The 23991-nt window shown below is 59.4% G+C and carries 20 protein-coding genes; 9 read left to right on the top strand and 11 right to left on the bottom strand.

The window, feature by feature from the left end; genetic code table 11:
• Positions 1 to 10: 10 nt before the first annotated feature.
• From proB to rplU, 4 genes are all read right to left on the bottom strand, one after another.
• On the bottom strand, positions 11 to 1129 hold the full coding sequence (gene proB, locus ACA062_RS03550; protein WP_497457354.1) for a glutamate 5-kinase: 1119 nt from the start codon (positions 1127 to 1129) through the stop codon (positions 11 to 13).
• A 137-nt stretch (positions 1130 to 1266) separates the two neighbouring features.
• A complete protein-coding gene (gene cgtA, locus ACA062_RS03545) occupies positions 1267 to 2490 on the bottom strand; it encodes an Obg family GTPase CgtA (RefSeq protein ID WP_497455240.1) in 1224 nt (407 codons plus the stop codon).
• A gap of 193 nt (positions 2491 to 2683) precedes the next feature.
• The gene (rpmA, locus tag ACA062_RS03540; RefSeq protein WP_007943982.1) at positions 2684 to 2959 is read right to left on the bottom strand and encodes a 50S ribosomal protein L27; all 276 of its coding nucleotides are present in this window, start codon (positions 2957 to 2959) and stop codon (positions 2684 to 2686) included.
• Positions 2960 to 2993: 34 nt separating this feature from the next.
• On the bottom strand, positions 2994 to 3308 hold the full coding sequence (gene rplU, locus ACA062_RS03535; protein WP_003176051.1) for a 50S ribosomal protein L21: 315 nt from the start codon (positions 3306 to 3308) through the stop codon (positions 2994 to 2996).
• A 240-nt stretch (positions 3309 to 3548) separates the two neighbouring features.
• On the opposite strand from rplU, the gene ACA062_RS03530 reads away from it, so the two are divergent.
• The 3 genes from ACA062_RS03530 to ACA062_RS03520 all read left to right on the top strand — a co-directional run bounded on the left by ACA062_RS03530 (position 3549) and on the right by ACA062_RS03520 (position 5549).
• Entirely contained in the window at positions 3549 to 4517 is a 969-nt protein-coding gene (locus ACA062_RS03530) for a polyprenyl synthetase family protein (protein WP_497455239.1), read from the top strand.
• Between the two features lie 193 nt (positions 4518 to 4710).
• Positions 4711 to 5052: a zinc ribbon domain-containing protein YjdM gene (locus tag ACA062_RS03525; protein WP_497455238.1), complete on the top strand. Its 342-nt coding sequence runs from the start codon at positions 4711 to 4713 to the stop codon at positions 5050 to 5052.
• A 239-nt stretch (positions 5053 to 5291) separates the two neighbouring features.
• Positions 5292 to 5549, top strand: a complete 258-nt coding sequence (locus tag ACA062_RS03520; RefSeq protein ID WP_128874481.1) for a PA4570 family protein — start codon at positions 5292 to 5294, stop codon at positions 5547 to 5549.
• A 132-nt stretch (positions 5550 to 5681) separates the two neighbouring features.
• On the opposite strand, the gene bamJ is transcribed toward ACA062_RS03520, so the two are convergent.
• The 3 genes from bamJ to ACA062_RS03505 form a co-directional block, all read right to left on the bottom strand.
• Positions 5682 to 6299 (bottom strand): BamJ family beta-barrel-assembly machinery protein, encoded by a 618-nt coding sequence (gene bamJ / locus ACA062_RS03515; RefSeq protein ID WP_497455237.1) that lies wholly within the window; start codon positions 6297 to 6299, stop codon positions 5682 to 5684.
• 118 nt (positions 6300 to 6417) lie between these two features.
• On the bottom strand, positions 6418 to 6729 hold the full coding sequence (locus ACA062_RS03510; RefSeq protein ID WP_497455236.1) for a DUF6482 family protein: 312 nt from the start codon (positions 6727 to 6729) through the stop codon (positions 6418 to 6420).
• A gap of 131 nt (positions 6730 to 6860) precedes the next feature.
• Positions 6861 to 7349, bottom strand: coding sequence for a TIGR00645 family protein (locus ACA062_RS03505; RefSeq protein ID WP_497455235.1), 489 nt, complete (start codon positions 7347 to 7349; stop codon positions 6861 to 6863).
• Positions 7350 to 7509: 160 nt separating this feature from the next.
• Here ACA062_RS03505 and ACA062_RS03500 point away from each other — a divergent pair, with 160 nt between their 5' ends.
• Positions 7510 to 9330, top strand: a complete 1821-nt coding sequence (locus ACA062_RS03500; RefSeq protein ID WP_497455234.1) for a hypothetical protein — start codon at positions 7510 to 7512, stop codon at positions 9328 to 9330.
• Between the two features lie 5 nt (positions 9331 to 9335).
• Here ACA062_RS03500 and ACA062_RS03495 read toward each other — a convergent pair whose 3' ends face one another.
• Together ACA062_RS03495 and ACA062_RS03490 are read right to left on the bottom strand one after the other, a co-directional pair.
• Complete coding sequence (locus ACA062_RS03495; RefSeq protein WP_150764916.1) at positions 9336 to 9674, bottom strand: PA4575 family protein; 339 nt, start codon at positions 9672 to 9674, stop codon at positions 9336 to 9338.
• A 278-nt stretch (positions 9675 to 9952) separates the two neighbouring features.
• Positions 9953 to 12391 (bottom strand): Lon protease family protein, encoded by a 2439-nt coding sequence (locus tag ACA062_RS03490; protein ID WP_497455233.1) that lies wholly within the window; start codon positions 12389 to 12391, stop codon positions 9953 to 9955.
• Between the two features lie 274 nt (positions 12392 to 12665).
• On the opposite strand from ACA062_RS03490, the gene ACA062_RS03485 reads away from it, so the two are divergent.
• The 4 genes from ACA062_RS03485 (at position 12666) to ACA062_RS03470 (ending at position 16271) form a co-directional block, all read left to right on the top strand.
• Positions 12666 to 13154, top strand: coding sequence for a DUF3015 domain-containing protein (locus ACA062_RS03485; protein ID WP_138964178.1), 489 nt, complete (start codon positions 12666 to 12668; stop codon positions 13152 to 13154).
• Between the two features lie 126 nt (positions 13155 to 13280).
• Positions 13281 to 15134 carry an Lnb N-terminal periplasmic domain-containing protein gene (locus ACA062_RS03480; protein WP_497455232.1) on the top strand — a complete coding sequence of 618 codons (1854 nt, stop codon included), beginning with the start codon at positions 13281 to 13283 and terminating at the stop codon, positions 15132 to 15134.
• Between the two features lie 215 nt (positions 15135 to 15349).
• Complete coding sequence (locus ACA062_RS03475; protein WP_497455231.1) at positions 15350 to 15706, top strand: hypothetical protein; 357 nt, start codon at positions 15350 to 15352, stop codon at positions 15704 to 15706.
• A gap of 70 nt (positions 15707 to 15776) precedes the next feature.
• Complete coding sequence (locus ACA062_RS03470; protein WP_497455230.1) at positions 15777 to 16271, top strand: GreA/GreB family elongation factor; 495 nt, start codon at positions 15777 to 15779, stop codon at positions 16269 to 16271.
• Here the strand turns inward: ACA062_RS03470 and gdhA are convergent.
• Positions 16268 to 17605 (bottom strand): NADP-specific glutamate dehydrogenase, encoded by a 1338-nt coding sequence (gene gdhA, locus ACA062_RS03465; RefSeq protein ID WP_497455229.1) that lies wholly within the window; start codon positions 17603 to 17605, stop codon positions 16268 to 16270. The two genes, ACA062_RS03470 and gdhA, sit on opposite strands and share 4 nt — an antisense overlap.
• A gap of 370 nt (positions 17606 to 17975) precedes the next feature.
• Positions 17976 to 19640, bottom strand: a complete 1665-nt coding sequence (gene ettA / locus ACA062_RS03460; RefSeq protein WP_497455228.1) for an energy-dependent translational throttle protein EttA — start codon at positions 19638 to 19640, stop codon at positions 17976 to 17978.
• A gap of 285 nt (positions 19641 to 19925) precedes the next feature.
• Here ettA and ACA062_RS03455 point away from each other — a divergent pair, with 285 nt between their 5' ends.
• Positions 19926 to 23774 (top strand): sensor domain-containing protein, encoded by a 3849-nt coding sequence (locus ACA062_RS03455; RefSeq protein ID WP_497455227.1) that lies wholly within the window; start codon positions 19926 to 19928, stop codon positions 23772 to 23774.
• Positions 23775 to 23991: the final 217 nt, after the last annotated feature.

Here is a 23991-nt window from a genome sequence, read left to right as displayed (position 1 = left end):
AGGTATTCCTTCAGACCAGGATCAGGTTATCGCGATGAACCAGTTCCGGTTCCGCCATGTAACCCAACAGACCGACAATCGCCTCAGACGACTGACCGATGATTTTTTGTGCCTCCAGCGCGCTGTAGTTGGCCAGGCCACGAGCGATTTCACGACCATCCGGCGCGACGCAGACCACCATTTCGCCACGCCGGAAGCTACCCTGGACCAGCTTGACGCCCACCGGCAGCAAACTTTTGTTGCCTTGGGACAACGCCGTCACCGCACCAGCATCCAGCACCAGCGTGCCGCGGGTCTGCAGGTGCCCGGCCAGCCATTGCTTGCGCGCCGCCAGCATGCCCCGCTCAGGCGAAAGCAAGGTGCCGATGCGCTCGCCCGCCTTGAGGCGATCCAGCACCCGCTCAAGGCGCCCACCCACAATGATCGTGTGCGCACCGGAGCGGGCCGCCAGTCGTGCAGCCCGCAATTTGGTCTGCATGCCGCCGCGCCCCAACGCACCACCGGTACTACCGGCCACCGCATCCAGCGCCGGATCATCGGCACGGGCTTCGTAAATCAGGCTGGCGTCGGGATTGTTACGCGGGTCGGCGTCGAACATGCCATCGCGATCGGTGAGGATCACCAGCAAGTCAGCTTCGACCAGATTGGCCACCAGCGCCGCGAGGGTATCGTTGTCGCCAAAACGAATCTCATCGGTGACCACGGTGTCGTTCTCGTTGATCACCGGGATAACCTTGAGTTCGACCAGCGCACGCAAGGTACTGCGGGCATTCAGGTAGCGTTTGCGGTCAGACAGGTCATCGTGCGTCAGGAGAATCTGCGCGGTATGCCGGCCATGCTCGGCAAAGCTCGACTCCCAGGCCTGCACCAGGCCCATCTGGCCGATGGCGGCAGCCGCCTGCAACTCGTGCATCGCACTGGGTCGCACGGTCCAGCCCAGACGGCTCATGCCTGCCGCTACCGCCCCGGAGGACACCAGCACCAGTTCGACGCCAGCCTCATGCAACGCCACCATCTGCTCGACCCAGACACCCATTGCCGCGCGATCCAGGCCCTTGCCGTCCGCCGTCAGCAACGCGCTGCCGATTTTCACGACCCAACGCTGCGCACCTGCCACCTTGCTCCGCATCATCTTCAACCTTAGCTTGAGGACAGCGCGACCTGGCACTGCCCGTGACGTTAATCGTGGTTATTCGTGACCAACGATCGATTTCCAGATACTAAAACGCCGCTCCAGTGAGCGGCGCTTAAGTTTATCGCAACGAATCAGTCACGCACGTAAATGATTTCCGGACCGTCTTCGTCATCCACATCTTCTTCGTCCCAATCATCGTCGCCGATGTCATGGACCGACTTCACGCCGCTGCGGCGCAGGGCGCGCTGGTCATCCAGAGCCTGCAACTGGGCACGGGCTTCGTCTTCGATGCGCTGATCGAGATCGGCCAGCTCTTCCTTGTAGGCGGGGTCGTTGGCCAGGCGATCGGCACGATCTTCCATGTAACGCATGATGTCGTGGCACAGACGCTCGGTGCCCAGCTTGGAGATGGCCGAAATCACATAGACCGGACCCGTCCACTCCAGGCGATCGACGATTTCCTTGACGCGCTCATCGTGCTCTTCTTCAAGAATCTGGTCGCACTTGTTCAGTACCAACCAACGATCACGCTCAGCCAGGGACGGGCTGAACTTGGTCAGCTCGCTGACGATCACTTCAGCGGCATCCGGTGCGCTGGCGTCATCGAGCGGCGCCATGTCCACGAGATGCAGCAGCAAACGGGTACGCGACAAGTGCTTGAGGAAGCGAATCCCCAGGCCTGCGCCGTCGGAAGCACCCTCGATCAGACCCGGAATATCCGCGACCACGAAGCTCTTCCAGCGATCGACGCTGACCACGCCCAGGTTTGGCACCAGCGTGGTGAACGGGTAGTCGGCGACTTTCGGCTTGGCAGCCGACACCGAACGAATGAAGGTACTTTTGCCAGCATTCGGCAAGCCCAGCAGGCCGACGTCAGCCAACACCTTCATTTCCAGCTTGAGGTCACGCGCCTCACCCGGCTTACCCGGAGTGGTCTGACGCGGAGCGCGGTTGGTACTGGACTTGAAACGGGTGTTGCCCAGACCGTGCCAGCCGCCATGAGCCACCAGCAGTTTCTGGCCAGCCTTGGTCAGGTCGCCGATCACTTCCTGGGTGCCAGCATCGATAACAGTGGTGCCGACCGGTACACGCAGCACCAGCTCCTCACCTTTCTTGCCGGTGCAGTCGGTGCTGCCGCCGTTGGAACCACGCTCGGCATCGAAGTGCCGGGTGTAACGGTAGTCCACCAGGGTGTTGAGGTTTTCGTCGGCGATCATGTAGACCGAGCCGCCATCACCACCGTCGCCACCGTTTGGGCCGCCATTTTCAATGAATTTCTCGCGACGGAAGCTCATGCAACCGTTGCCGCCGTCACCGGCCTTTACTCGAATCGATACTTCATCAACAAACTTCATAACAAAACGCCTCTCGCCATACGGACGAGCCGAAAAAATCTAGACATAAGACTCTTGCAAAAATGAGCGCAGCGACCTCAATCAACGACCGCAAAGCCAGCGCTGGAGCCCATTACAAACAGCTTTGCAAGAGACTCACCCCACAAACGAAAAAGCCCCGTCGCAAGACAGGGCTTTTCCAGCAACCACGTAATTATGCCGCGACGACGTCAGTCTTCGGGACAATGCTTACGTAACGGCGATTGAAAGCGCCTTTTACTTCAAACTTGATCACGCCGTCGATTTTAGCGAACAGAGTGTGATCTTTACCCATGCCAACACCGTAACCGGCGTGGAATTGGGTGCCGCGCTGACGCACGATGATGTTGCCCGGAATGATAACCTGGCCGCCATACATCTTCACGCCAAGGCGTTTGGCTTCTGAGTCGCGACCGTTACGGGTACTACCACCAGCTTTTTTGTGTGCCATGAGTCAATTCTCCTAGTGAGGAATTAGGCTGAAATTAAGCCTGAATACCGGTGATTTTGATCTCGGTGTACCACTGGCGGTGGCCCATACGCTTCATGTGGTGCTTACGACGACGGAACTTGATGATGCGGACTTTATCGTGACGACCTTGGGAGATCACTTCAGCCACAACGGTAGCGCCAGCAACAACTGGAGCGCCGATGTTCACGTCATCGCCATTGGCGACCAACAGAACGCGATCAAAAGTAACGGATTCGCCGGTAGCGATTTCCAGTTTTTCGATCTTCAGGTATTCACCTGGGGCGACCTTGTATTGCTTGCCACCAGTAACAATTACTGCGTACGACATGGTATTTCTCCGATAATCCTGCTCACCCAGCTCTTTATAAGAAGAGGTATTGGCTGGCATGGCTGCATAAGGCTGGAAGGCCCATTTGCAATTGCGTAAGGCAGGTGCTGCCCAGGAAGTTCAGGGTGCGCGATTGTACGCAAGCTGACAGGGCGATGCAAGAGGCCGTCCATCGCGCCTTGACACCCGCCGACGTGGGTCCTAGCATGCCGCGCAACCCTTCTGGAGCAACTGTCTCTGATGCAACCCCAAGCTTTCTACCGCGCGGTGGCGGACGATTTCAAAGCCGTCGACGGCATCATCAAGAAGCAGCTGACTTCCCGAGTGCCGCTGGTGTCGAAAATCGGCGACTACATTACCTCGGCCGGCGGTAAACGCCTGCGCCCATTATTGGTGTTGCTGTGTGGCAAGGCCCTGGGGCGCGAAGGCGATGACCTGCGCCTGCTGGCCGCGACTATCGAGTTCCTGCACACCGCTACCCTGCTGCATGACGACGTGGTCGACATGTCCGGCATGCGCCGAGGCCGCTCGACTGCCAACGCCATGTGGGGCAACGCTCCGAGCGTGTTGGTCGGCGACTTCCTGTATTCGCGCTCCTTCGAAATGATGGTCGAACTGGGCTCCATGCCGGTGATGAAGATCCTTTCGCAAGCCACGCGGATCATCGCTGAAGGCGAAGTGTTGCAGCTGTCGAAGGTCCGAGACGCCAGCACCACTGAAGAAACCTACATGGAAGTCATCCGCGGCAAAACGGCGATGCTCTTCGAAGCCTCGACCCACAGTGCCGCGGCCCTGGCCGGTGCCACATCGGAACAGAGTGAAGCGCTGCGCACCTTCGGCGATCACCTGGGTGTCGCCTTCCAGCTGGTCGATGACCTGCTGGACTATAAAGGGGACGCAGAGACCCTCGGTAAAAACGTCGGTGATGACCTGGCCGAAGGCAAGCCGACCCTGCCGCTGATCTACACCATGCGCGAAGGTACGCCGGAACAGGCTGCCCTGGTGCGCAAGGCGATCCAGAAAGGTGGCATCGAAGACCTGGAAAGCATCCGCGAGGCCGTTGAAGCCTCCGGCTCCCTCGAGTACACCGCGCAGCTGGCCCGCGACTACGTGACCCGCGCGATCAAGTGCCTCGATGCGCTGCCTGCCAGCGAGTACCGGGATGCATTGGTCGAGTTGAGCGAGTTTGCGGTCGCCCGCACGCACTGACATCCTATTGGCAGGACCGGCTCCTGTGGGAGCTGGCTTGCCTGCGATGGCATCACGGCGGTGCCTCTGATACACCGAGGCGCCTGCATCGGGGGCAAGCCCGCTCCCACAGGTTTTTCAGCGCTCCGCCCTCTCCCATCTAAAACCCTATACAATGTGCGCTTTTTAGCGATCCTGAATCCAAGGAGCTTTAGTGAGCACGTTGCCACCCTGCCCGAAATGCAATTCCGAATACACCTACGAAGACGGCGCACAGCTGATCTGCCCCGAGTGCGCCCACGAGTGGTCCGCTGGTGGCGAAGTGGAAGCAGCGTCCGATGACACCGTGAAAAAGGATTCGGTCGGTAACGTCCTGCAGGATGGCGACACCATCACCGTGATCAAGGACCTCAAGGTCAAGGGCACGTCGCTGGTGGTCAAGGTCGGCACCAAGGTCAAGAACATCCGCCTGTGCGAGGGCGATCACGACATCGACTGCAAGATCGACGGCATCGGCCCGATGAAACTCAAATCCGAGTTCGTCAGAAAAGTCTGATCCTGCTGTATTACCGTCCCGCGCCCTGCGTGGGATGGTGCTTCACCCTCCTCGCCTCATGATCGCAGGAGCCGGCTTGCTGGCGAATGGCATCCACTCGGTTTCAAGTCTGAACCCTGTCGCCAGCGGGCCGGCTCCTACAGGTTACACCCGGAAAAAAGCACAAACCGCCAATAGGCCCTTGCTATTTGATGAATAAGAATTATTCTCATTGAAACCTTTCAATGGAGATGAGAACCATGACTTATTTGATCGACGCCTGGCTGGACCGCCCGCACCCTTACCTCAGGATTCTGCATCGGGAAACCGGGGAAGTGTGTGCAGTGCTTGAAGAGGAAGCCTTGAACGAGCTGCAGGATCAGGGTGATCTGGACGTCAATGGCTTGAGTTCCAGTGAGCCGGTGGTGCTCAAGGAGCTGGTGCGCAATCTGTTTCTGTTCTGCTATGCCAGGGCGTTGCGCCCGACCAGCGATCTGAACCATAAGATCGAAATATGAGTAACACCACAAAACCCTGTAGGAGCGAGCTTGCTCGCGAAAAACTCAAAGACACCGCGTTCATTCAGAATGCCCGCGTTATCGTTGACGCCCATCGCGAGCAAGCTCGCTCCTACAGGTAATAAGCGAATGTTACAGAACGTCGAGCAGTTCGACGTCGAATACCAGTACGCTGTGCGGGGGAATGCTGCCAACGCCTTGAGCGCCGTAAGCCAGTTCGCTCGGCACGTACAGACGCCATTTGCTGCCGGCGTTCATCAGTTGCAGGGCTTCGGTCCAGCCAGCGATCACGCCGCCAACCGGGAATTCTGCAGGCTGGCCACGATCGTAGGAGCTGTCGAACACAGTGCCGTCGATCAGCGTGCCGTGGTAGTGGGTGCGCACGCTGTCTTCACGGGATGGCTTGGCGCCTTCACCTGCGGTCAACACTTCAAATTGCAGGCCGGAAGCCAGGGTAGTGATGCCATCGCGCTTGGCGTTTTCAGCCAGGAAGGCCAGGCCTTCGCCTGCCGCTGCTTCAGCCTTGGCTGCCGCGTCGGCTTGCATGATTTCGCGGATGACTTTGAAGCTGGCGGACATTTCTTCCTGACCCACACGGCTTGGCTTGCCGGCGAAAGCGTCGGTCAGACCTGCCAGGATCGCATCCAGGCTGACGCCCGGTGGCGGGTTGTCGCGCAGTTGGTCACCCAGCTGACGGCCGATACCGTAGCTGACGCGGGTTTCGTCGGTGGACAGATTTACTTCGGACATGACACTGCTCCGCTGGGGGGCATCCTGAAAGGTGAATTTTCATATAGCACTTTCAGAAAAGCCCTTCACAAAAAAGGGCCAGCAGACTAGCACAGATGCCATCGCGTTGATCAGGGGGTCAGTGCTGCCACCCGGTACGGAAGGCGATCGGTACCTTCAGGCTTTCTTCCGAACTGGCAACGAGCCCGCACATTTCATCATGAACCGAGGTGTGCACAAGGTTGAACGGCAAGGTGGGAAAGGCATGAAGCACTTCACGGGCATGCTCGACCGAACGCAAATGAAAGGCCTCGCCTCGCGCATTGCTCAGGGGATAGGCCGCGCCGTGCATGCGCGCTTCCAGCAGATAGATCCCCCCTTCCATCGAGATCAGGTTGAGCTCATCGACTTTGCCGGCAATGGCATAAGCACTCAATTCTTGCAGGTTCATGAACACACCTCACACTGTGGCGAGCCAGGATTCTTACAGGGATAGGCTTCGGCGCTTCAAAGCACAAGCCACAAACCATACCGCCCGTCTGTTTCGCAACAGACGGGCGGTATGGAATGCAAAAAAGCCGATCAGTGCTTGGTCAGCTTGTCCAGGTAACCCATGGCAAACGCGGAGACCACGAAGGTCATGTGAATGATCACGTACCACTTCAAGTGCTCGGGATCGACGTTCTTGGCATCCATGAAGATCCGCAGCAGATGGATGGAGGAAATCGCCACGATGGAGGCCGCCACTTTCATCTTCAACGAAGACGAATCCATGGTGCCCAGCCAGTTGAGCTTTTCCTTGTGGTCGTCGATATCCAGTTGAGACACGAAGTTCTCGTAGCCGGAAATCATCACCATCACCAGCAAACCGCCAACGAGCGCCATATCGATCAGCGACAGCAGCACCAGAATCAACTCTGATTCGACCATCGAGAACACGTTGGGGATGACGTGAAACACTTCCTGAAAGAATTTCAGCGCCAGGGCCAACAGCCCAAGGGACAGACCGAAATAGATCGGCGCCAGCAGCCAGCGGGAGGCATACATTGCATTTTCGATAAAGCGTTCCATTGAATCTCACAGTTGGGCTGGAAATGGACGCGAGTATACCAGCCACCTGTTACACCCAGAAACAACCGAAAAATCCGTAACCTGCGCGTGTGTGACAAGGTTTTTCTGCTAGTGTCCAAACTATTGACAGCTTAGCGACATCGGACAGGAAAACGGGAAAATGGATGTGCGATTGCCTTTAACGAGCGCCGGTATTTGCCTGGCTCTGCTGCTGAGCGGGTGCTCACCCAGCGATGCCAAGCTCCCGGTCAGCCTCGAGGAAAAGACGGCGCAGTTCGAGAAGTCTCTGGACGCGATTCAGGATCCGAAACTCAAGAATGCCGTGGCCGAACTCGGCGGTTCACTGTTGTTGCTCGAGCGTGCTCAGCTCAAGCTCGAGAGCAAACCTGTGGAAACCGGATACGACGAAGACGTCCTCGCCGTGCTCAAGCACTACCCTACGCCACAGGATCTGGTCGACACCTACATCAACGGTCTGTTCGTGCTGCACAGAGACTCCAGCTCCGACTACCTGACCGATCTGCAGCCGGTGTTCCCCTTCAACTTCAACATTCCAGCGGCGTTTCTCTTTCCCCATGGCCTGGAATGGCAGTCGGTGACCTTGAGCAACAAGCGCGTCATCCCGTTCCAGCCGGAATGGTCGGAAACCGATCCCGGCATTCAGCTGAGTCCGTCGAGCTCCAGCCTGACCAACCCCGATGACCTGACGGTAACCTACCCGTTCATTGATGGCCTGGACGTCGAAAACAAGAACCAGCCACAACCGGTGAGTCTGCAGGGCAAAGTGGAAGTCATTGTGCCGCGCCGGCTCTACAGCTTCGACCTGACGCAAAAGGACGTTGGTCAGACCCGTACCAACGACAACCTCAGCGTCACCCTCCTGAAACTGGACAACAACTACGCCGAAATCGAATTCAGCAACAGCGCGCCCCTGGCCGCCGAGCTCAGCGACACAGCGTTGAACCCGCTGATCGTCCAGGCCAGAGACAGCACCGGGCAATTTCTCTCGCGCGCAGGCTCGATCAATGAAACCGCTGCGCAGATAGCCTTCTATCAAAAGCAATTGGCGAATATGCAACAGCAGAAGGCCTGGAGCGAGACATTCGAAAAACAGCTCGATGACGAGCAACGCGCCTTTGAGCAGCAACAGAAACAGCATTACGCCAAGGTGTACTTCAACGGGCCGATCGAGACGCTGGAAGTCAGCGTGCTGGATTTTTCGGCTGCCACGGTGACCCGCAAGAACCTGAACTTGCCGGTACGCCGCTTCGACCGGCACACCACGGCTAAATCCATCCAGCCGCTGACGTTGCCGGTGGTGGTGTACGACGACCAGGCCCCTGCCTGGCTCCAGGGGGCCACGCTGGGCGAGGAACAACTGAAAAAGAGTGTCAGCATCAGTCAATCCGTCGATGACCCGAGTGCCGCGCGCATTGAGTTCGATCATCCCAGAAGCTTCAATGATGAACTGCTCGGCACCGTCTTGAACGCCAGGAATAGCCCGGTCACTTTCTTTACCGAAGACGCTGGCGGCAAACGCGATGGGCCGATCGAATTGCCGCCGCAGGCCTATCAGGTCGACCCCCCGCACGGCACGATCACTTATGACCTGAACCTGTTTCCGGAAACACCGGCCTACGTGGTCGGCTCCTTCCCCCTGTTCATGGCCACCGTCGACAAGAAAACCATCGACGCCCACCAATTACCCAAAGGGCTGAAGATCAAAGGCAACACACTGGTGGTTGACTCGAAATCGTTCCCCGCCCAGGACTGGCGTTTTTTCGCCAGGGACGGTAGCGGCCATTATCTGAAGGAGATCCTGTCGGTCAGTCACGATGCGAGCGCAGAAGGCCCGGCAATATTCGAGGTGCATTACTTCTACGGCCAGCCCACCCAACTGGAAACCTACCAGCGCACTGACCTCGTCACCGTGCAATATGGTTTCGAGGTCAAACTGGACAAGGCTGACCTTGCCCAATAGTCATCTCAGTGGTCGGGCCGGAACTCGAAGCCGAGATTGCGCGAACGGCCACCATTGATTTCCCGCAGCTGGGCTTGCAGGTGCAGGCACCAGATTTGCGGGTCATCAGCCAGCTCGTAACCATGCAGGGTCAAGCTTTCAACAATGGTGTCGAGGATCGATTCAGCCACAAAGGGACCATGAAACGGGCCCTGGGCTTTGATGGCTGAAGGTTGTTCGCCGGCCATTCCGGCGGCGAAAAGCAAGGTCCACATGCCCGTATCCCCCGCCAATGGGCGGATGGCACATTCGATACGGGTCACAAGACCCAGGCATTGACGGGTGAGGCAGAGGTTGCGCGACATGGCGGCGACCCTCGGTAGATCCGGTATTCAGCCCCCATGGGAAGGCTGTCTCGATCCAGTGATTACTGTCGATATCCTTGAGCTGATCATAGAAGAAAAGTCTGACTAACACGTCAAGTAAGACCACAAGGCGCCGAATGGTCATTGTGCGAACGTTGACGCCAGACTGATGGCACTTGTAGGAGCGAGGCTTGCCCGCGAAGGCCGCGACGAGGTTTGCCTGTTTAACCGCGCTATCGTTCTTCGCGGGCAAGCCTCGCTCCTACAGGGGCCCTATGTCAGGCCGGTTTGGCTTCGACCAATGCTTCCTGCGCAGCCTCCTTCTCGGCCTCCTTGAGATCTTCGTCGCTGATCATTTCCGCGATCACGCGCAATCGCTCCACCACCCGCGCGTTTACGCTGCCTTCAGGGAATTCGCCATGCTCATCCGGTGCACCCGCCGGTTCACCGACCAACAGGCTCAGCGCCTCGTCGGCCTGGCGTACCGCGTAGACATGGAACTGCCCCGCGCGCACCGCGGCCAGCACCTTCTCATCGAGCATCAACGTGGCAACGTTGGCCTGCGGAATGATCGCTCCCTGCTCACCGGTCAATCCGCGGGCTTCGCAGAGCCGGAAGAAGCCTTCGATTTTCTCGTTGACCCCGCCCACCGCCTGCACTTCACCGAACTGGTTGATCGAGCCGGTGATCGCAAAGCACTGCTTGAGCGGGGTTTTCGACAGGGCCGAGATCAGGGTGCAAGCCTCGCCCAGCGATGCACTGTCGCCATCGACGTAACCGTAGGATTGCTCCAGGGCGATACTGGCGGAAATCGCCAGGGGGAATTCCTGGGCATAACGGCTGCCCAGATACCCGGTGAGGATCATCACGCCCTTGGAGTGAATCGGCTGGCCGAGGTTGACCTCGCGCTCGATGTCGACGATGCCGCTGCCACCCGGATACACCGTGGCGGAAATCCGCGCCGGCACCCCGAAGGCCGAGTCACCCACTTCCAGTACCGTCAGCCCGTTGCATTTGCCAACGGCGGCACCGTCCGTGTCGATGAGGATGATGCCGGCCAGCATGTCATCGAGAATCCGCGCCGAAACGCGCCCGGTGCGGGTGGCCTTGGCTTTGAGAGCACGCTCGATGTGCCCGGCGTCGGTCATCTCGTCAGCCGCCAGGTTGCGAATGAAATCCGCCTCGCTGACCAGTTGGAACAGATCACCGATCCGTGCCGACAAACGCCCCTGGTGTTCAGCCAGACGCGCGCTGTAAGTCGCCAGGCGCGCCACCGCATCGGCGGTCAGCGGTGCCATGCCCTCTTCGGAGGTGCGGGTCTTCAGCAACTGGGCGAACTGCTCCAGGCTTTCGTCGACCATTGGAATGTCTTCGTCGAAATCCACCAGGACGCGGAACATCTCCTGGAAGTCCGGATCGAGGTCTTGCAGCGTGTAGTACAGCTGCCGGGCGCCGATGATGATGACTTTGACCTGCAACGGAATGTGTTGCGGCGTAAGGGTTACGGTGGCGAAACGGCCCATCTCGCCCAGCGGCGATTCCATTTTCAGTTTGCGCGATTGCAGAGCGCGTTTGAGCGCATCCCACACGAACGGCTCGCTGAGCATTTTTTCCGCTTCGAGAATCAGGAAGCCACCGTTGGCGCGGTGCAGCGCACCCGGACGCAACTGGCGATACGTGGTGTAAAGCGCGCCCTGATCGGTGGTGTACTCGATGCGGCCGAACAGGTTTTCGTAAGTCGGGTGCGGCTCAAAGACCACTGGCGCACCGCCGCTGAACGGATGACCGACCACCAGACTCGGGGCGTATTGCTCTTCCAGCAGTTTGCGCGCGACCGCGTCAGGCTTGCTGTCATCCACCAGTTGCTCGACCACGGTCTTGAGCAGGTACACCTGCATCGCTTGCAGGTAGCCGCAAACACCGGCGTTTTCCGCATACTTTTCCGACAGCGGCGCTAGCAGTGGCTGCAAGGCCAGGGTGATGGTTTCTTCGTTGAGCTGACGCAGTTGATTGCTCGACTCGCGCTTCCACTGCGCCAGGCTGGCGAGTTCTTCGTTCAGCCGCTCTTCCAGCCACGAAATGTCATCGTGGAATCGCTCGCGATCGGCTTCCGGCAACTGGGCGAATTCCGCTTCGTCCACGGCCTTGCCTTCAAACATCGGGGTGAATGCGATGTTGCTGCTGTCGCGATACAGCGCGACGTCTTTCTCGAGCGCCAGGCGCTCGATCACATCCAGCGCGCGGTCATAGCGTTGATTGAAGGCGCGGTCGATGGCGCTTTTCTTCTGCTGGTACGACGGGTGCTCGAACACGGCCGGAAACGTTGCCAGCAGGTTATCGATCAGACCGTTGATGTCATCGATGAAGGCCCCGGCGGTGCCTGACGGCAACTCCAGGGCGCGAGGCTCGCGAGGATCCTCGAAATTGTTGACGTAGACCCAGTCCGCCGGGGTCTGCAGGCGTTTGCCTTCGGCCTTCAGGTAGCGTTTGACGAACGAAAAGCGGCCAGTTCCGGGCTCGCCCATGACGAATACGTTGTAACCGGGGCGTGGCATGGCCACACCGAACTGCAAGGCTTCGACCGCACGTTCCTGGCCAAGCACTCCGCGGAAGGGCTCCAGATCATTGGTGGTAGAGAAGCTGAACTGTTCAGCGGAAAACGGACGGGTCAGCGCTTCGGGCGCTAGACGCAAGCTGGCAGCAACAGGATCAGGCATCGGGCTTCCTTACATCAGGCGGGGCAGATAGCGGCATTCTGGCGCTGCCCATGCATCACTTGCAAGGCGCGCCTCAAGCCAAAGCATAGTCAAAGTGACATCTCCCGGCGGGCCGGGTCTAAATCAATGTTTTCAACGAATGTATTGCAAAAAATCACGGAACCCCTGGATCGTGCCTAAACTCCAAACTGCGCGGCTGGAACAATAACCGGCCCACTGGCGCCAGATCGGGCCAGACCCTGTCCATTGGTATGCACACAAAGAGAACATAGCTATGAAACGGATTCTTCTCGGTACTCTCTTCACCGTTGTATCCATCAACGCCATGGCTCAGGCGCCAGGCGGCCCGGATTGCGGCTGGGGCAACATGCTGTTCGAAGGTCAGCGTGGCACCCCGGCGCACTTCCTGGCATCCACCACCAACGGCACTTCCGGCAACGCAACTTTCGGTATGACCTCCGGTACCAACGGTTGCTCGACTAATGCGTCGCTGACCTATGGCGGCAAATCCTGGTTGGCCATGAATGGCATGATGAACGAGCTGTCCGAAGACATGGCTAAAGGTCAGGGCGAAGCGCTGACGACTTACGCCGTGGTACTGGGCGTGGCGCCGGAAGACCGTGCGCACTTCGCCGCCGTGACTCACGAGCACTTCCAGCAGATCTTCAGCAAGGCTGACGTGACCGCTGAAGACGTGCATACCAACACCCTGGCCGTGCTGAAAAACGATCCTCGTCTGGTCAAGTACGCCACTCAAGCTTAAGCTCCACCCGCCCGCTCCTTTCGGGGAGCGGGCTTTATTTTTTGGACCTGCCCCTCTTTGGGTAATGCCAATCAAACGGCATAAACCGCGCCGGGTCTTTGTTTTTATCAGATTAAGTTGCCCACTATGCTCAAACGCCTTGCCTGGCTGGCGCTCTGTGTCTGTGCCCCGCTGTCCGCCGCGCCACACATCGACAATCAACGTTTGCAGCAACTGGCCAACGACCCTTTCTGGATATCCCTGGGCCATTACGAAACGGCCAAGCTCGGTGGCTGGCGCAGCTATGTCAGTGATAAAAATTTCTTTCTCGCTCCCGACGGCAACGAACACCCCGAGCGTGAGCTGGCAGCGACGGTCCAGGCGCTGTACGCCCCCGCGAGTGCCGGCGAACAACACGCCCAATGCGTCTATCCCGCCCGCACCCGCTGGCTGAAGGCGCAGCTCGACCTGAACGATCTGCCGGTGCTGGACTGCAGCGAATTCAAGCAATGGTTCAAGGATGTCTCGCCCCACAGCGCAGTAATGATTTTCCCGGCGGCCTATCTGAACAGCCCCTCATCGATGTTCGGCCATACCCTGCTGCGCATCGATCAGGCTGACGTGCAGCGCGATCAAACCGCCCTGCTCAGTTACGCGATCAACTTCGGTGCCTACATCGAAGGCTCGGACAACAGCATCCTGTATGCCTGGAAGGGCTTGATGGGCGGTTATCCGGGCCTGTTTGCGCTGGTGCCTTACCAGGAGAAACTCTCGGAGTACCGCAGTCTCGAAAATCGTGACCTGTGGGAATACCGGTTGAATCTGACTCAACAAGAAACCGAGCGCATGGTCGAGCATGTCTGGGAACTGAAACAGATCCAGTTCGACTATTTCTTCTTCGACGAAAACTGCTCTTATCGCCTGCTGGAACTGCTGCAGGTGGCCCGCCCGAGCCTGCGACTGACCGAACAATTCCCACTGACCGCGATTCCCACCGACACCGTCAAAGCCGTGAAAGAGGCAGGACTGGTCGAATCCATAGAGTATCGTCCGTCGCGCGAGCGTGAACTGCTCAGCCGCGCCGAACCCTTGACCGATGAAGAGCAGCAGTGGGTGTTGAAAGTCAGCGCCGACCAGCAGCAATTGCAAACCCCGGCGTTCCAGGCTCAAGCCCGCGACCGCCAGGCGCTGATCATCGATGCCGCGTACCGACTGGAGCGCTACCGCGCCAATGGCCAGGAACGCGACCCACAACGGGCACAGCGCAGTTTCGAACTGCTGCGGGCGATCAACCAGAATCCGGCACCGGAGCTGGACATCCCGCAACCCGGCCTGCCCGAGGACGGCCATGAATCCCGCACCTGGCAGGCGGGTATTGGCACTCGTGGCGACAAGGCTTTCGGCGAATACGGCCTGCGCATGGCCTATCACGACCTCAACGACAACGCTGAGAGTTTCCCGCTCGGTGCGCAGATTGAAATCCTGCAGATGAAACTGCGCCAGTACGAAGGCAATCAGTGGCAGTTGCAGCAACTGGATCTGGCGACCATCCGCTCCCTGACCCCGCGCAATGAGCTGTTGCAACCGCTCTCGTGGCAAGTCACCGGAGGCCTGGAGCGCGTGCCGGGCAAACACGACGACGAAACCCTGGTCAGCCACGTCAACGGCGGTGGCGGTGGTACCTGGCAACTGGGCGACGACATGCTCGGTTTCGCCTTGGGCACCGTTCGGGTGGAGCACAACAATGACTTTGCAGGCTTCATTGCCCCGGCGGCCGGTTTCAACAGCGGCCTGTTGTGGAAAAACCCGCTGGGCAACTTCAGCCTGGAGGCCAAGGGCGATTTCTTCACCAATGGTGAAGTGCGCCGCAGCGTCAGTCTGAATCAACAATGGGAGTTGTCGCGCAACCTGGGGCTTCGTCTGAGCGCACAGCGCGAATTCAGCCACCTGGCCTCACCCGAGAACGAAGTGATGCTTGAGCTGAAGTGGTATCACTACTGACCTGACAGACCACCATCCCTGTGGGAGCGAGCTTGCTCGCGATAGCTGACTGTCAGCCGATACAGTTGTTGAATGTGAGTCCCTCATCGCGAGCAAGCTCGCTCCCACAGGGGATTTGCGCTCCCCAACGGATTAATCACGGACCTTTCACAAACGCCTCACGAATCCACTCCTAGACTTCTCCTATAGGCCGTTGAACGGCCAGGGAGTATGAGATGTGGCGTTGCGTGGGTGTGGCGGGTTTGTTGCTGTTGATCGCAGGTTGCCAGACGACCCATGAAGATCTGATCGCCAAAGGTTACCCGCCGGCATTCGCCGATGGCTTCGATGACGGTTGCAGCAGTGGTCGGCAAGCCGCCGGGGCCATCACCGGCGAGTTCCGCAAGAACGTCCCGCGCTACCTCAAGGACAAGCACTACGCCGAAGGCTGGAGCGATGGCTTCCGCCAGTGCCAGGCCATGCGCGAAAGCGAGGACCGCGAGGACTATCGCAGCCATCATTGGGATGAGCGGGAAAAAGCCTGGCAGCAGCAAAAAGATCAGGACGCCGCCCGTGCCTATCGCTCGCAATAAGTCGCTGACAGGCATCCGTCGAAACTAAAAGCCTGCGACCATGGCCCAAACCCTATAACGGGAGAAAACCATGAGTCGTGCCTTCGTCAATGAAGATAACGCCGCCGCGCAAGCCGACCAGCCGGTCGAACGGCAGGTCAGTGATCAGCCCAATTACGTCACCCCCACGGGCCTTGCCCAGCTGCAGGCGAAAGTCGCTGAACTGCAACAGCTGCACAATGAGCAAACGGCCAATGGTGAGCGGGCAGACAAACAGCGCCTGGCCGACCTTGAGCGGGATCTGAGGTATTTCAACCAGCGGCTGCAAAGCGCTCAGGTGGTGACCGCCGCCAGTTCGACCCAAAAAGTGCAGATTGGCAGCCGAGTGACGTTCGCCAATGAACACGATAGCGAGCAAAGGGTACAACTGGTCGGTGAGGATCAGGCCGACGCCGCGGCAGGCCTGATCAACTGGGGCTCGCCGCTGGGCCGGGCGTTGCTCGGGGCGCAACTCGGTGACGAGGTGCTGTGGCAACGCCCGGCCGGCGATCAGCTGATCGAGATCATCCGCATCGAACCGGCTTAAACCACGCCTTGGGCGAGCATGGCGTCGGCGACTTTGACGAAGCCGGCGATATTCGCGCCTTTGACGTAGTTGATCCGGCCGTTTTCTTCGCCGTAATGCACGCAAGCGTGGTGGATCGATTGCATGATGGCGTGGAGCTTGCTGTCCACTTCACCACCGGTCCACAGCAGGCGCATGGCGTTTTGTGACATCTCCAGTCCGCTCACCGCAACACCACCGGCGTTGGAGGCCTTGCCCGGCGCGAACAAAATACCCGCCTCGATGAACAGATCCACCGCTTCCAGGGTGGTCGGCATGTTCGCCCCTTCCGCCACACAGACACAACCGTTGCGCAACAGCGCACGAGCGGCCTCGAGGTCGAGCTCGTTCTGGGTGGCGCACGGCAGCGCGATATCGCAGGGCAATTCCCACGGGCCCTGGCCGGCACGGAACTCCAGGCCAAAACCGCTGGCCAGCTCGCTGATCCGCCCACGCTGGACGTTCTTCAACTCCAGCAACGCCAACCATTGCTCTTCGGTCAAACCCGCCTCGCAGTACAAGGTGCCTTCGGAGTCCGACAGGGAGATCACTTTGCCGCCCAGGTCCATGACCTTGCGTGCTGCGTATTGGGCAACGTTGCCGGAGCCGGAGATGGCGACACGCTTGCCTTCCACGGTTTCGCCGCTGCGTTTGAGCATTTCTTCAGCGAAGTACACACAGCCAAAACCGGTGGCTTCCGGGCGAACCAGGCTGCCACCGTAGCTCGGGCCCTTGCCGGTCAGCACGCTGGTGAACTGGTTGCTCAGGCGCTTGTACTGGCCGAACAGGAAACCGATCTCCCGGGCACCGACGCCGATATCACCGGCGGGAACGTCAACGTCAGCGCCGATGTGACGATACAACTCGCTCATGAAGGCCTGGCAGAAACGCATGACTTCAGCGTCGCTTTTGCCTTTCGGGTCGAAGTCCGAACCGCCCTTGCCGCCCCCCATGGGCAATGAGGTCAGCGAGTTTTTGAAGGTCTGTTCGAATGCGAGGAACTTCAATACGCCGAGGTTCACTGAAGGATGGAAGCGCAAACCGCCCTTGTAAGGGCCGATGGCGCTGTTCATCTGGATACGGAAACCGCGATTGACCCGGACTTTGCCTTGATCATCGACCCAGGACACCCTGAACACAATCGCTCGCTCCGGCTCGCACATGCGCTCCAGGATGCCGGAAGTCAGATAGTGCGGATGGGCTTCAAGAAACGGCCAGAGGCTGCGCAGGACTTCTTCCACGGCCTGATGGAATTCGGGTTGGTCAGGATCGCGCTTTTTCAGGCGGGCAAGGAAGGATTCGACGGATTCGATCATGGAAAAGTCTCGGCAAATTTGTTGTCGTTGGGAGAGATTGGGCCGGACTTTAACAAACTGATTGCGCACCATGACAGCGCCAAATGTCGCTAATGTGAAATTAAATGGTGCACAGGATATAAATTAATCGGGTTTTCAGCGCGATTGCGCACCTGTATAGGGATTCTCAGATTGAGATTCGCACTGCTATGGAGATCGCTTTCGCGGGCAAGCCCGCTCCCACAGGGTCTGCAGTATTCGCAAATCCGGCGTTCACTGAAGATCCTGTGGGAGCTGGCTTGCCTGCGATGAATGCACCGCGGTGTAACAGTAAAAAGAACAAAAAAAACGGAGCCCCGAAGGCTCCGCTTTTCATGCAACCAACCCCGAATCAGGCCAGTTTCTTGTGCCGTACACGATGTGGCTGGGTAGCCGCTTCGCCAAGGCGCTTGCGACGATCGGCTTCGTACTCGGTGTAGTTGCCTTCGAAGAACACGGCTTGCGAGTCGTCTTCGTACGCCAGGATGTGCGTCGCGACGCGGTCAAGGAACCACCGATCGTGAGAGATCACAATGGCGGCGCCCGGGAAGTCCAGCAGGGCTTCTTCCAGGGAACGCAGGGTTTCAACGTCGAGGTCGTTGGACGGTTCGTCGAGCAGCAGGACGTTGCCGCCTTCTTTCAGGGTCAGGGCCAGGTGCAAGCGACCGCGCTCACCACCGGACAGGTCCTTGACGAACTTCTGCTGATCGCCGCCCTTGAAGTTGAAGCGACCCACGTAGGTGCGCGACGGGATTTCGTAGTTGCCGATGCGGATCTGATCGGAACCGTCGGAGATTTGCTGGAACACAGTCTTGCTGCCATCCAGGTCTTCGCGGCTCTGATCCACACAAGCAAGCTGCACGGTATCGCCGACTTCGATGCTGCCCGAATCCGGTGTTTCCTTGCCCATCAGCATGCGGAACAGCGTGGACTTACCGGCACCGTTACCGCCGATCACGCCAACGATGGCGCCTTTAGGCATGGAGAACGACAGGTTGTCGATCAGTACGCGATCGCCATAGCCCTTGGAAACGTTCTTGAACTCGATGACCTTGTCGCCCAGGCGTGGGCCGGCCGGAATGTAGATCTCGTTGGTTTCGCTGCGCTTCTGGAATTCCTGCGATTGCATTTCTTCGAAGCGTTGCAGACGAGCCTTGGATTTGGACTGGCGGGCCTTGGCGCCTTTGCGCACCCACTCCAGTTCTTCCTTCATGGCTTTTTCATGGGCCGACTGCTGCTTGGACTCGGCAGCCAGACGATTGGACTTGGCTTCGAGCCAACCCGAATAGTTACCCTCGTACGGGATACCGGCGCCGCGGTCGAGCTCGAGGATCCAGCCGGCGACGTTGTCCAGGAAGTAACGGTCGTGCGTGATCGCGACCACGGTACCGGGGAAGTCGTGCAGGAAGTGCTCCAGCCAGGCGACGGAATCGGCGTCCAGGTGGTTGGTTGGTTCGTCGAGCAGCAGCATGTCGGGGGCGGACAGCAGCAGGCGGCACAGGGCCACACGACGCTTTTCACCACCGGACAGGAATTCGACCTTGGCATCCCACGCCGGCAGGCGCAGCGCATCGGCGGCGACTTCCAGTTGGCGATCCAGGTTGTGACCGTCGCTGGCTTGCAGGATGGCTTCGAGCTTGGCCTGTTCTGCCGCCAGTTTGTCGAAGTCGGCGTCTTCATCGGCGTAAGCCGCGTAGACCTCGTCCAGGCGCGCCTGGGCGTTCTTGATCACGCTGACCGCTTCCTCGACCACTTCACGTACGGTCTTGGTCGGGTCCAGGATCGGTTCCTGCGGCAGGTAGCCGATGTTCAGGTCCGGCATCGGACGGGCTTCACCGTCGAACTCGGTGTCGACGCCGGCCATGATTTTCAACAGCGTGGATTTACCCGAACCGTTGAGGCCGAGCACGCCAATCTTGGCGCCCGGGAAGAACGACAGCGAAATGTTTTTCAGGATTTCCCGCTTCGGCGGAACAACTTTACCCAGCCGATGCATGGTGAAGACGTATTGAGCCATGGAGAACCTTGGGTCAGTGACTGATGAATGATTGGAGCGCGGGCGATGCCCGGCCAGACTGTGCGCGTTGACCGCTTGATGTGGACCAATGCGTGCGCGCTGAAAAAGTCTGATTCTAGGAGCTGGAACGCTCCCGCGTAACCGGCAAAGCTACCTTAATGACGGAAGGCAGTCCAGCCGGGCAGGGCTGGCACTTTGCCATAACTCAAGGCATGCTAGCCGCCCTTCGGGCGTCCGGCTTATAGTGCGCGTCACGTCAGTCCAGCCCAACCGCAGGATTACAGTTTGCCTAATGCCACCCCGCCAGCGTCCGTGAGCGCACTCGATCCTGCGACCGGATCGCCCCTGCGCGGAACCCTGAAAGGCGCACTGGCGACCCTGGTTCTACTGCTGCTCGCACTGCTGTTCTGGCAATTGCTGGATCAACTTCGCGAATCCCGGGAAAACCAGCGTCAATACACCATCGACTACACCGCTGACCTGGCTTCGCAGGTCAGCCTGAACATGGCGCTGAACGCCCGGATGGCCCTCAACCTGCTACCGATCGTCGAACAACCGCAAAGCGCCGACGAGCAGCAGGCCTTGCTGCGCAAACTGCAACTGTCCTTACCCGACCTGCGCAGCGTGGCATTGCTCAGCCCCTCCGGGAAAATCCTCAGCGACAGTGCCGCCGACAGTCAGGACGCCGACCACCTGAGCGAGCTGGTCCGGCGCAGCCGTGCCCAGGCGCACTACTTCAGTAATGCCAATGATGGCTCAGTGGTGCATCTGCTGTTGCATCAAGCAAGTGGCAGTTCTCGTGGCTACTGGGTCCTGCGCCTGGCGCCGACGTTTTTCGCAGCACTGACCAAACACAACGAAGCCGGTATCCGCCCTCTCTGGCTGGTGGAAAACCGCGTCAATCACCAGATCATCAGCCGCGATCAGACGCTGCCCATGACCAAGCCAGGCGCGTTGACCCGGGACGAGCTGGCCAACAGCGTGTTAACGGTGCCCCTGAGCAGCAGCGATTGGCAGCTGCGCGGGCTGTTCGACCGGCAACGAGTGATTGAACAACTGCTGCCGGCGTTCATTGGCAAATGCCTGCTGGGCCTGGCCCTCTCTCTGCTGCCATTGATCGCGCTGCTGAACATGCGCCGCCGCCAGCGCGAGCTGCATGAAGGCCGCCGACGCTATCAGAATATTTTCGAAGGCACCGGGGTCGCCCTGTGCGTACTGGATGTGTCCGGACTCAAGCGCTGCTTCGACAAGGCCCGGCTGCACAGCACCGAACACTTGCAGGCCTGGCTGGAGATCCCGGAGCAACGTCAGCAACTGCTGCGGGAGCTGCGCATCACCGAGGTCAATCAGGTCGCCCTGCAACTGCTCGACGTAAACTCCACCGAACACGCCTGGAAACTGCTGATCGACGGCCATCCGCAGGACGGTAATGCCGTTGGCACTCAAGTGCTCGAAGCAGTGCTCAATCAGCACCAGCAGCTTGAACTGGAAATCAAGCTCCAGGACGCCAATGGTCGCGACCAACACCTGTGGCTGGTGCTGCGCCTGCCGGAAGACCGGGACGACTGCAACGCGGTGATCCTGAGCATCACCGACATCACCCGCCGCAAGCTCGTTGAACTGTCGCTGCTGGAGCGCGAAGGCTTCTGGTCCGACGTGGTGCGCACCGTGCCGGACCACCTGTACGTCCAGGACGTGATCAGCCAGCGGATGATCTTCAGCAACCACCACCTGGGGCAGACACTCGGTTACAACCGTACTGAATTGCAGCAGATGGGCGAATACTTCTGGGAGATTCTGCTGCACGCCGAAGATGCCGACCTCTATCACCGCTCGCGTCAAACCCAGCGTCAGGCCGGTTACAGACAATTGCTGCAGTGCCAACTGCGCTTCCGCCACCGGGACGGCAAATGGCGACGCTTCGAGATTCGCGAACAGGCCCTGGCGCGGGATGCGCAGGGTCAGGTCACCCGAATCATAGGCGTCGCCAAGGACATCACCGAGCAGATCGAAGCCAGCGAATCCCTGCACGACAGCGAGCAGCGCTACCGGATGCTCGCTGAAAGCATCAGCGACGTGATTCTCTCCACCGACAGCAAGCTGGCCCTCAATTACGTCAGCCCGTCGGTACAGGTCGTGCTGGGTTACGACGTCGACTGGATTCTCCAGAACGGCTGGCAATCGACCCTGGCCAACCCGCAACAGCTGAGCGGCATTTACAGCCTGATGGACCGGATCGGCAGGGCGCTGGACCAACCCGAGCAGCTGACCTTGTTGCGCAACCAGGTGCAGACCCAATTGTTCCTGTTCGATTGCCTGCGGGCCGACGGGCGCAAGATTCCGATCGAACTGAGGCTGGTGCTGGTCTGGGATGAACTCGGTGGGTTCGAAGGCGTGCTGGGCGTCGGTCGCGACATCAGCCAGCAACGCCGTGCCGAGAAAGACCTGCGCATGGCTGCGACGGTATTCGAGCACTCGACTTCGGCGATCCTGATCACCGATCCGGCCGGCTATATCGTCCAGGCCAATGAAGCGTTCACTCGCGTCAGCGGGTATGCCGTGGAGCAGGTGCTGGATCAGTTGCCGAACATGCTGACCGTCGACGAGCAGCAGGAAGCCCATCTGCGCTATGTGCTCAAGCAATTGCACCAGCACAGCACCTGGGAAGGTGAAGTCTGGCTCAAGCGACGCAATGGCGAACACTACCCCGCCTGGGTCGGGATTACGGCGGTGCTGGACGACGAAGGCGATCTGGCCAGCTATGTGTGCTTCTTCAGCGACATCAGCGAGCGCAAGGCCAGTGAACAGCGGATTCACCGCCTCGCCTATTACGACGCCCTGACCCATCTGCCCAACCGCACGCTGTTCCAGGATCGCCTGCACACGGCGCTGCAATCGGCCGAGCGACAGAAGTCCTGGGTGGTGCTGATGTTCCTCGACCTCGACCGCTTCAAGCCGATCAACGACTCCCTGGGCCACGCCGCTGGCGATCGCATGCTCAAGGACATGGCCACGCGCTTGCTCGATTGCGTCGACGATGACGACACCGTGGCGCGCATGGGTGGCGATGAGTTCACCTTGCTGCTGCAGCCGCGCGTCAACCGCGAAACCGCACTGAACCGGGCGATTCATGTGGCGGAACAGATTCTCGCCAGCCTGGTGAAACCCTTCGTCCTCGAAGGCCGCGAGTTCTTCGTCACGGCCAGTATCGGCATCGCCTTGAGCCCGCAGGATGGCAACGAGCTCAGTCAGCTGATGAAAAACGCCGACACCGCGATGTACCACGCCAAGGAGCGCGGCAAGAACAACTTCCAGTTTTATCAGGCGGACATGAACGCCAGCGCCCTGGAGCGTCTGGAACTGGAAAGCGACTTGCGCCACGCCCTGGAGCAAAACGAATTCATTTTGTATTACCAACCGCAGTTCAGCGGCGAAGGCAAGCGCCTGACCGGCGCCGAAGCACTGCTGCGCTGGCGTCACCCGCGTCGCGGCCTGGTACCGCCGGGGGACTTCATTCCGGTGCTCGAAGAGCTGGGTCTGGTGGTGGATGTCGGCGACTGGGTGATCGGCGAGGCCTGCCGCCAGCTCAAGACCTGGCATCAGGCCAGGGTTCGGGTGCCAAAGGTCTCGGTGAACATTTCCGCCCGGCAGTTCTCCGATGGCCAGCTCGGCACGCGCATTGCCACCATCCTCAAGGAAACCGGCCTGCCACCGGCGTGCCTGGAGCTGGAACTGACCGAAAGCATCCTGATGCGCGAAGTCAGCGAAGCGATGCAGATTCTCGCCGGGCTGAAAAACCTCGGCCTGAGCATTGCGGTCGACGACTTCGGCACCGGTTACTCATCGCTCAACTACCTCAAGCAATTCCCGATCGACGTACTCAAAATCGACCGCACCTTCGTCGATGGCCTGCCGTCGGGCGAGCAGGATGCGCAGATCGCCCGGGCGATCATCGCCATGGCCCACAGCCTCAACCTGGCGGTGATCGCCGAGGGTGTGGAAACCCACGAGCAACTCGAGTTCTTGCGTGAACATGGGTGCGATGAGGTTCAGGGGTACCTGTTCGGGCGTCCGATGCCGGCGAGCCGGTTTGAGGCGCAGTTCAGCAATAATGCGCTGTTCATGTCCGACTGACGTTTTGTGGTGAGGCCGCGGGCCTCATCGCGGGCAAGCCCGTTCCCACAAGTTTCTCAGGTGTACACGAAACTTGTGGACACTGGAGATCACTGTGGGAGCGGGCTTGCCCGCGATGGGGCCGGCACAGACACCGAATATCCCGTCATGAAGCCCACTTGTCTGCGACATGATGTCCTTTCATATGCCATCTAAAACCCATTAGGTTAGAATGCCC

The sequence above is a fragment of the Pseudomonas sp. LBUM1679 genome (genome assembly GCF_059695565.1).
The sequence above is the reverse complement of the archived record's forward strand: the minus strand, read 5'-3'. Positions and strand labels throughout refer to the sequence as shown.

Bases quoted from the DNA above. Each gene is read 5' to 3' on its own strand.
- proB (WP_497457354.1), bottom strand. From the start codon at position 1,129: ATGCGGAGCAAGGTGGCAGGTGCGCAGCGTTGGGTCGTGAAAATCGGC.
- cgtA (WP_497455240.1), bottom strand. From the start codon at position 2,490: ATGAAGTTTGTTGATGAAGTATCGATTCGAGTAAAGGCCGGTGACGGC.
- rpmA (WP_007943982.1), bottom strand. From the start codon at position 2,959: ATGGCACACAAAAAAGCTGGTGGTAGTACCCGTAACGGTCGCGACTCA.
- rplU (WP_003176051.1), bottom strand. From the start codon at position 3,308: ATGTCGTACGCAGTAATTGTTACTGGTGGCAAGCAATACAAGGTCGCC.
- ACA062_RS03530 (WP_497455239.1), top strand. From the start codon at position 3,549: ATGCAACCCCAAGCTTTCTACCGCGCGGTGGCGGACGATTTCAAAGCC.
- ACA062_RS03520 (WP_128874481.1), top strand. From the start codon at position 5,292: ATGACTTATTTGATCGACGCCTGGCTGGACCGCCCGCACCCTTACCTC.
- bamJ (WP_497455237.1), bottom strand. From the start codon at position 6,299: ATGTCCGAAGTAAATCTGTCCACCGACGAAACCCGCGTCAGCTACGGT.
- ACA062_RS03510 (WP_497455236.1), bottom strand. From the start codon at position 6,729: ATGAACCTGCAAGAATTGAGTGCTTATGCCATTGCCGGCAAAGTCGAT.
- ACA062_RS03505 (WP_497455235.1), bottom strand. From the start codon at position 7,349: ATGGAACGCTTTATCGAAAATGCAATGTATGCCTCCCGCTGGCTGCTG.
- ACA062_RS03500 (WP_497455234.1), top strand. From the start codon at position 7,510: ATGGATGTGCGATTGCCTTTAACGAGCGCCGGTATTTGCCTGGCTCTG.
- ACA062_RS03495 (WP_150764916.1), bottom strand. From the start codon at position 9,674: ATGTCGCGCAACCTCTGCCTCACCCGTCAATGCCTGGGTCTTGTGACC.
- ACA062_RS03490 (WP_497455233.1), bottom strand. From the start codon at position 12,391: ATGCCTGATCCTGTTGCTGCCAGCTTGCGTCTAGCGCCCGAAGCGCTG.
- ACA062_RS03485 (WP_138964178.1), top strand. From the start codon at position 12,666: ATGAAACGGATTCTTCTCGGTACTCTCTTCACCGTTGTATCCATCAAC.
- ACA062_RS03480 (WP_497455232.1), top strand. From the start codon at position 13,281: ATGCTCAAACGCCTTGCCTGGCTGGCGCTCTGTGTCTGTGCCCCGCTG.
- ACA062_RS03475 (WP_497455231.1), top strand. From the start codon at position 15,350: ATGTGGCGTTGCGTGGGTGTGGCGGGTTTGTTGCTGTTGATCGCAGGT.
- ACA062_RS03470 (WP_497455230.1), top strand. From the start codon at position 15,777: ATGAGTCGTGCCTTCGTCAATGAAGATAACGCCGCCGCGCAAGCCGAC.
- gdhA (WP_497455229.1), bottom strand. From the start codon at position 17,605: ATGATCGAATCCGTCGAATCCTTCCTTGCCCGCCTGAAAAAGCGCGAT.
- ettA (WP_497455228.1), bottom strand. From the start codon at position 19,640: ATGGCTCAATACGTCTTCACCATGCATCGGCTGGGTAAAGTTGTTCCG.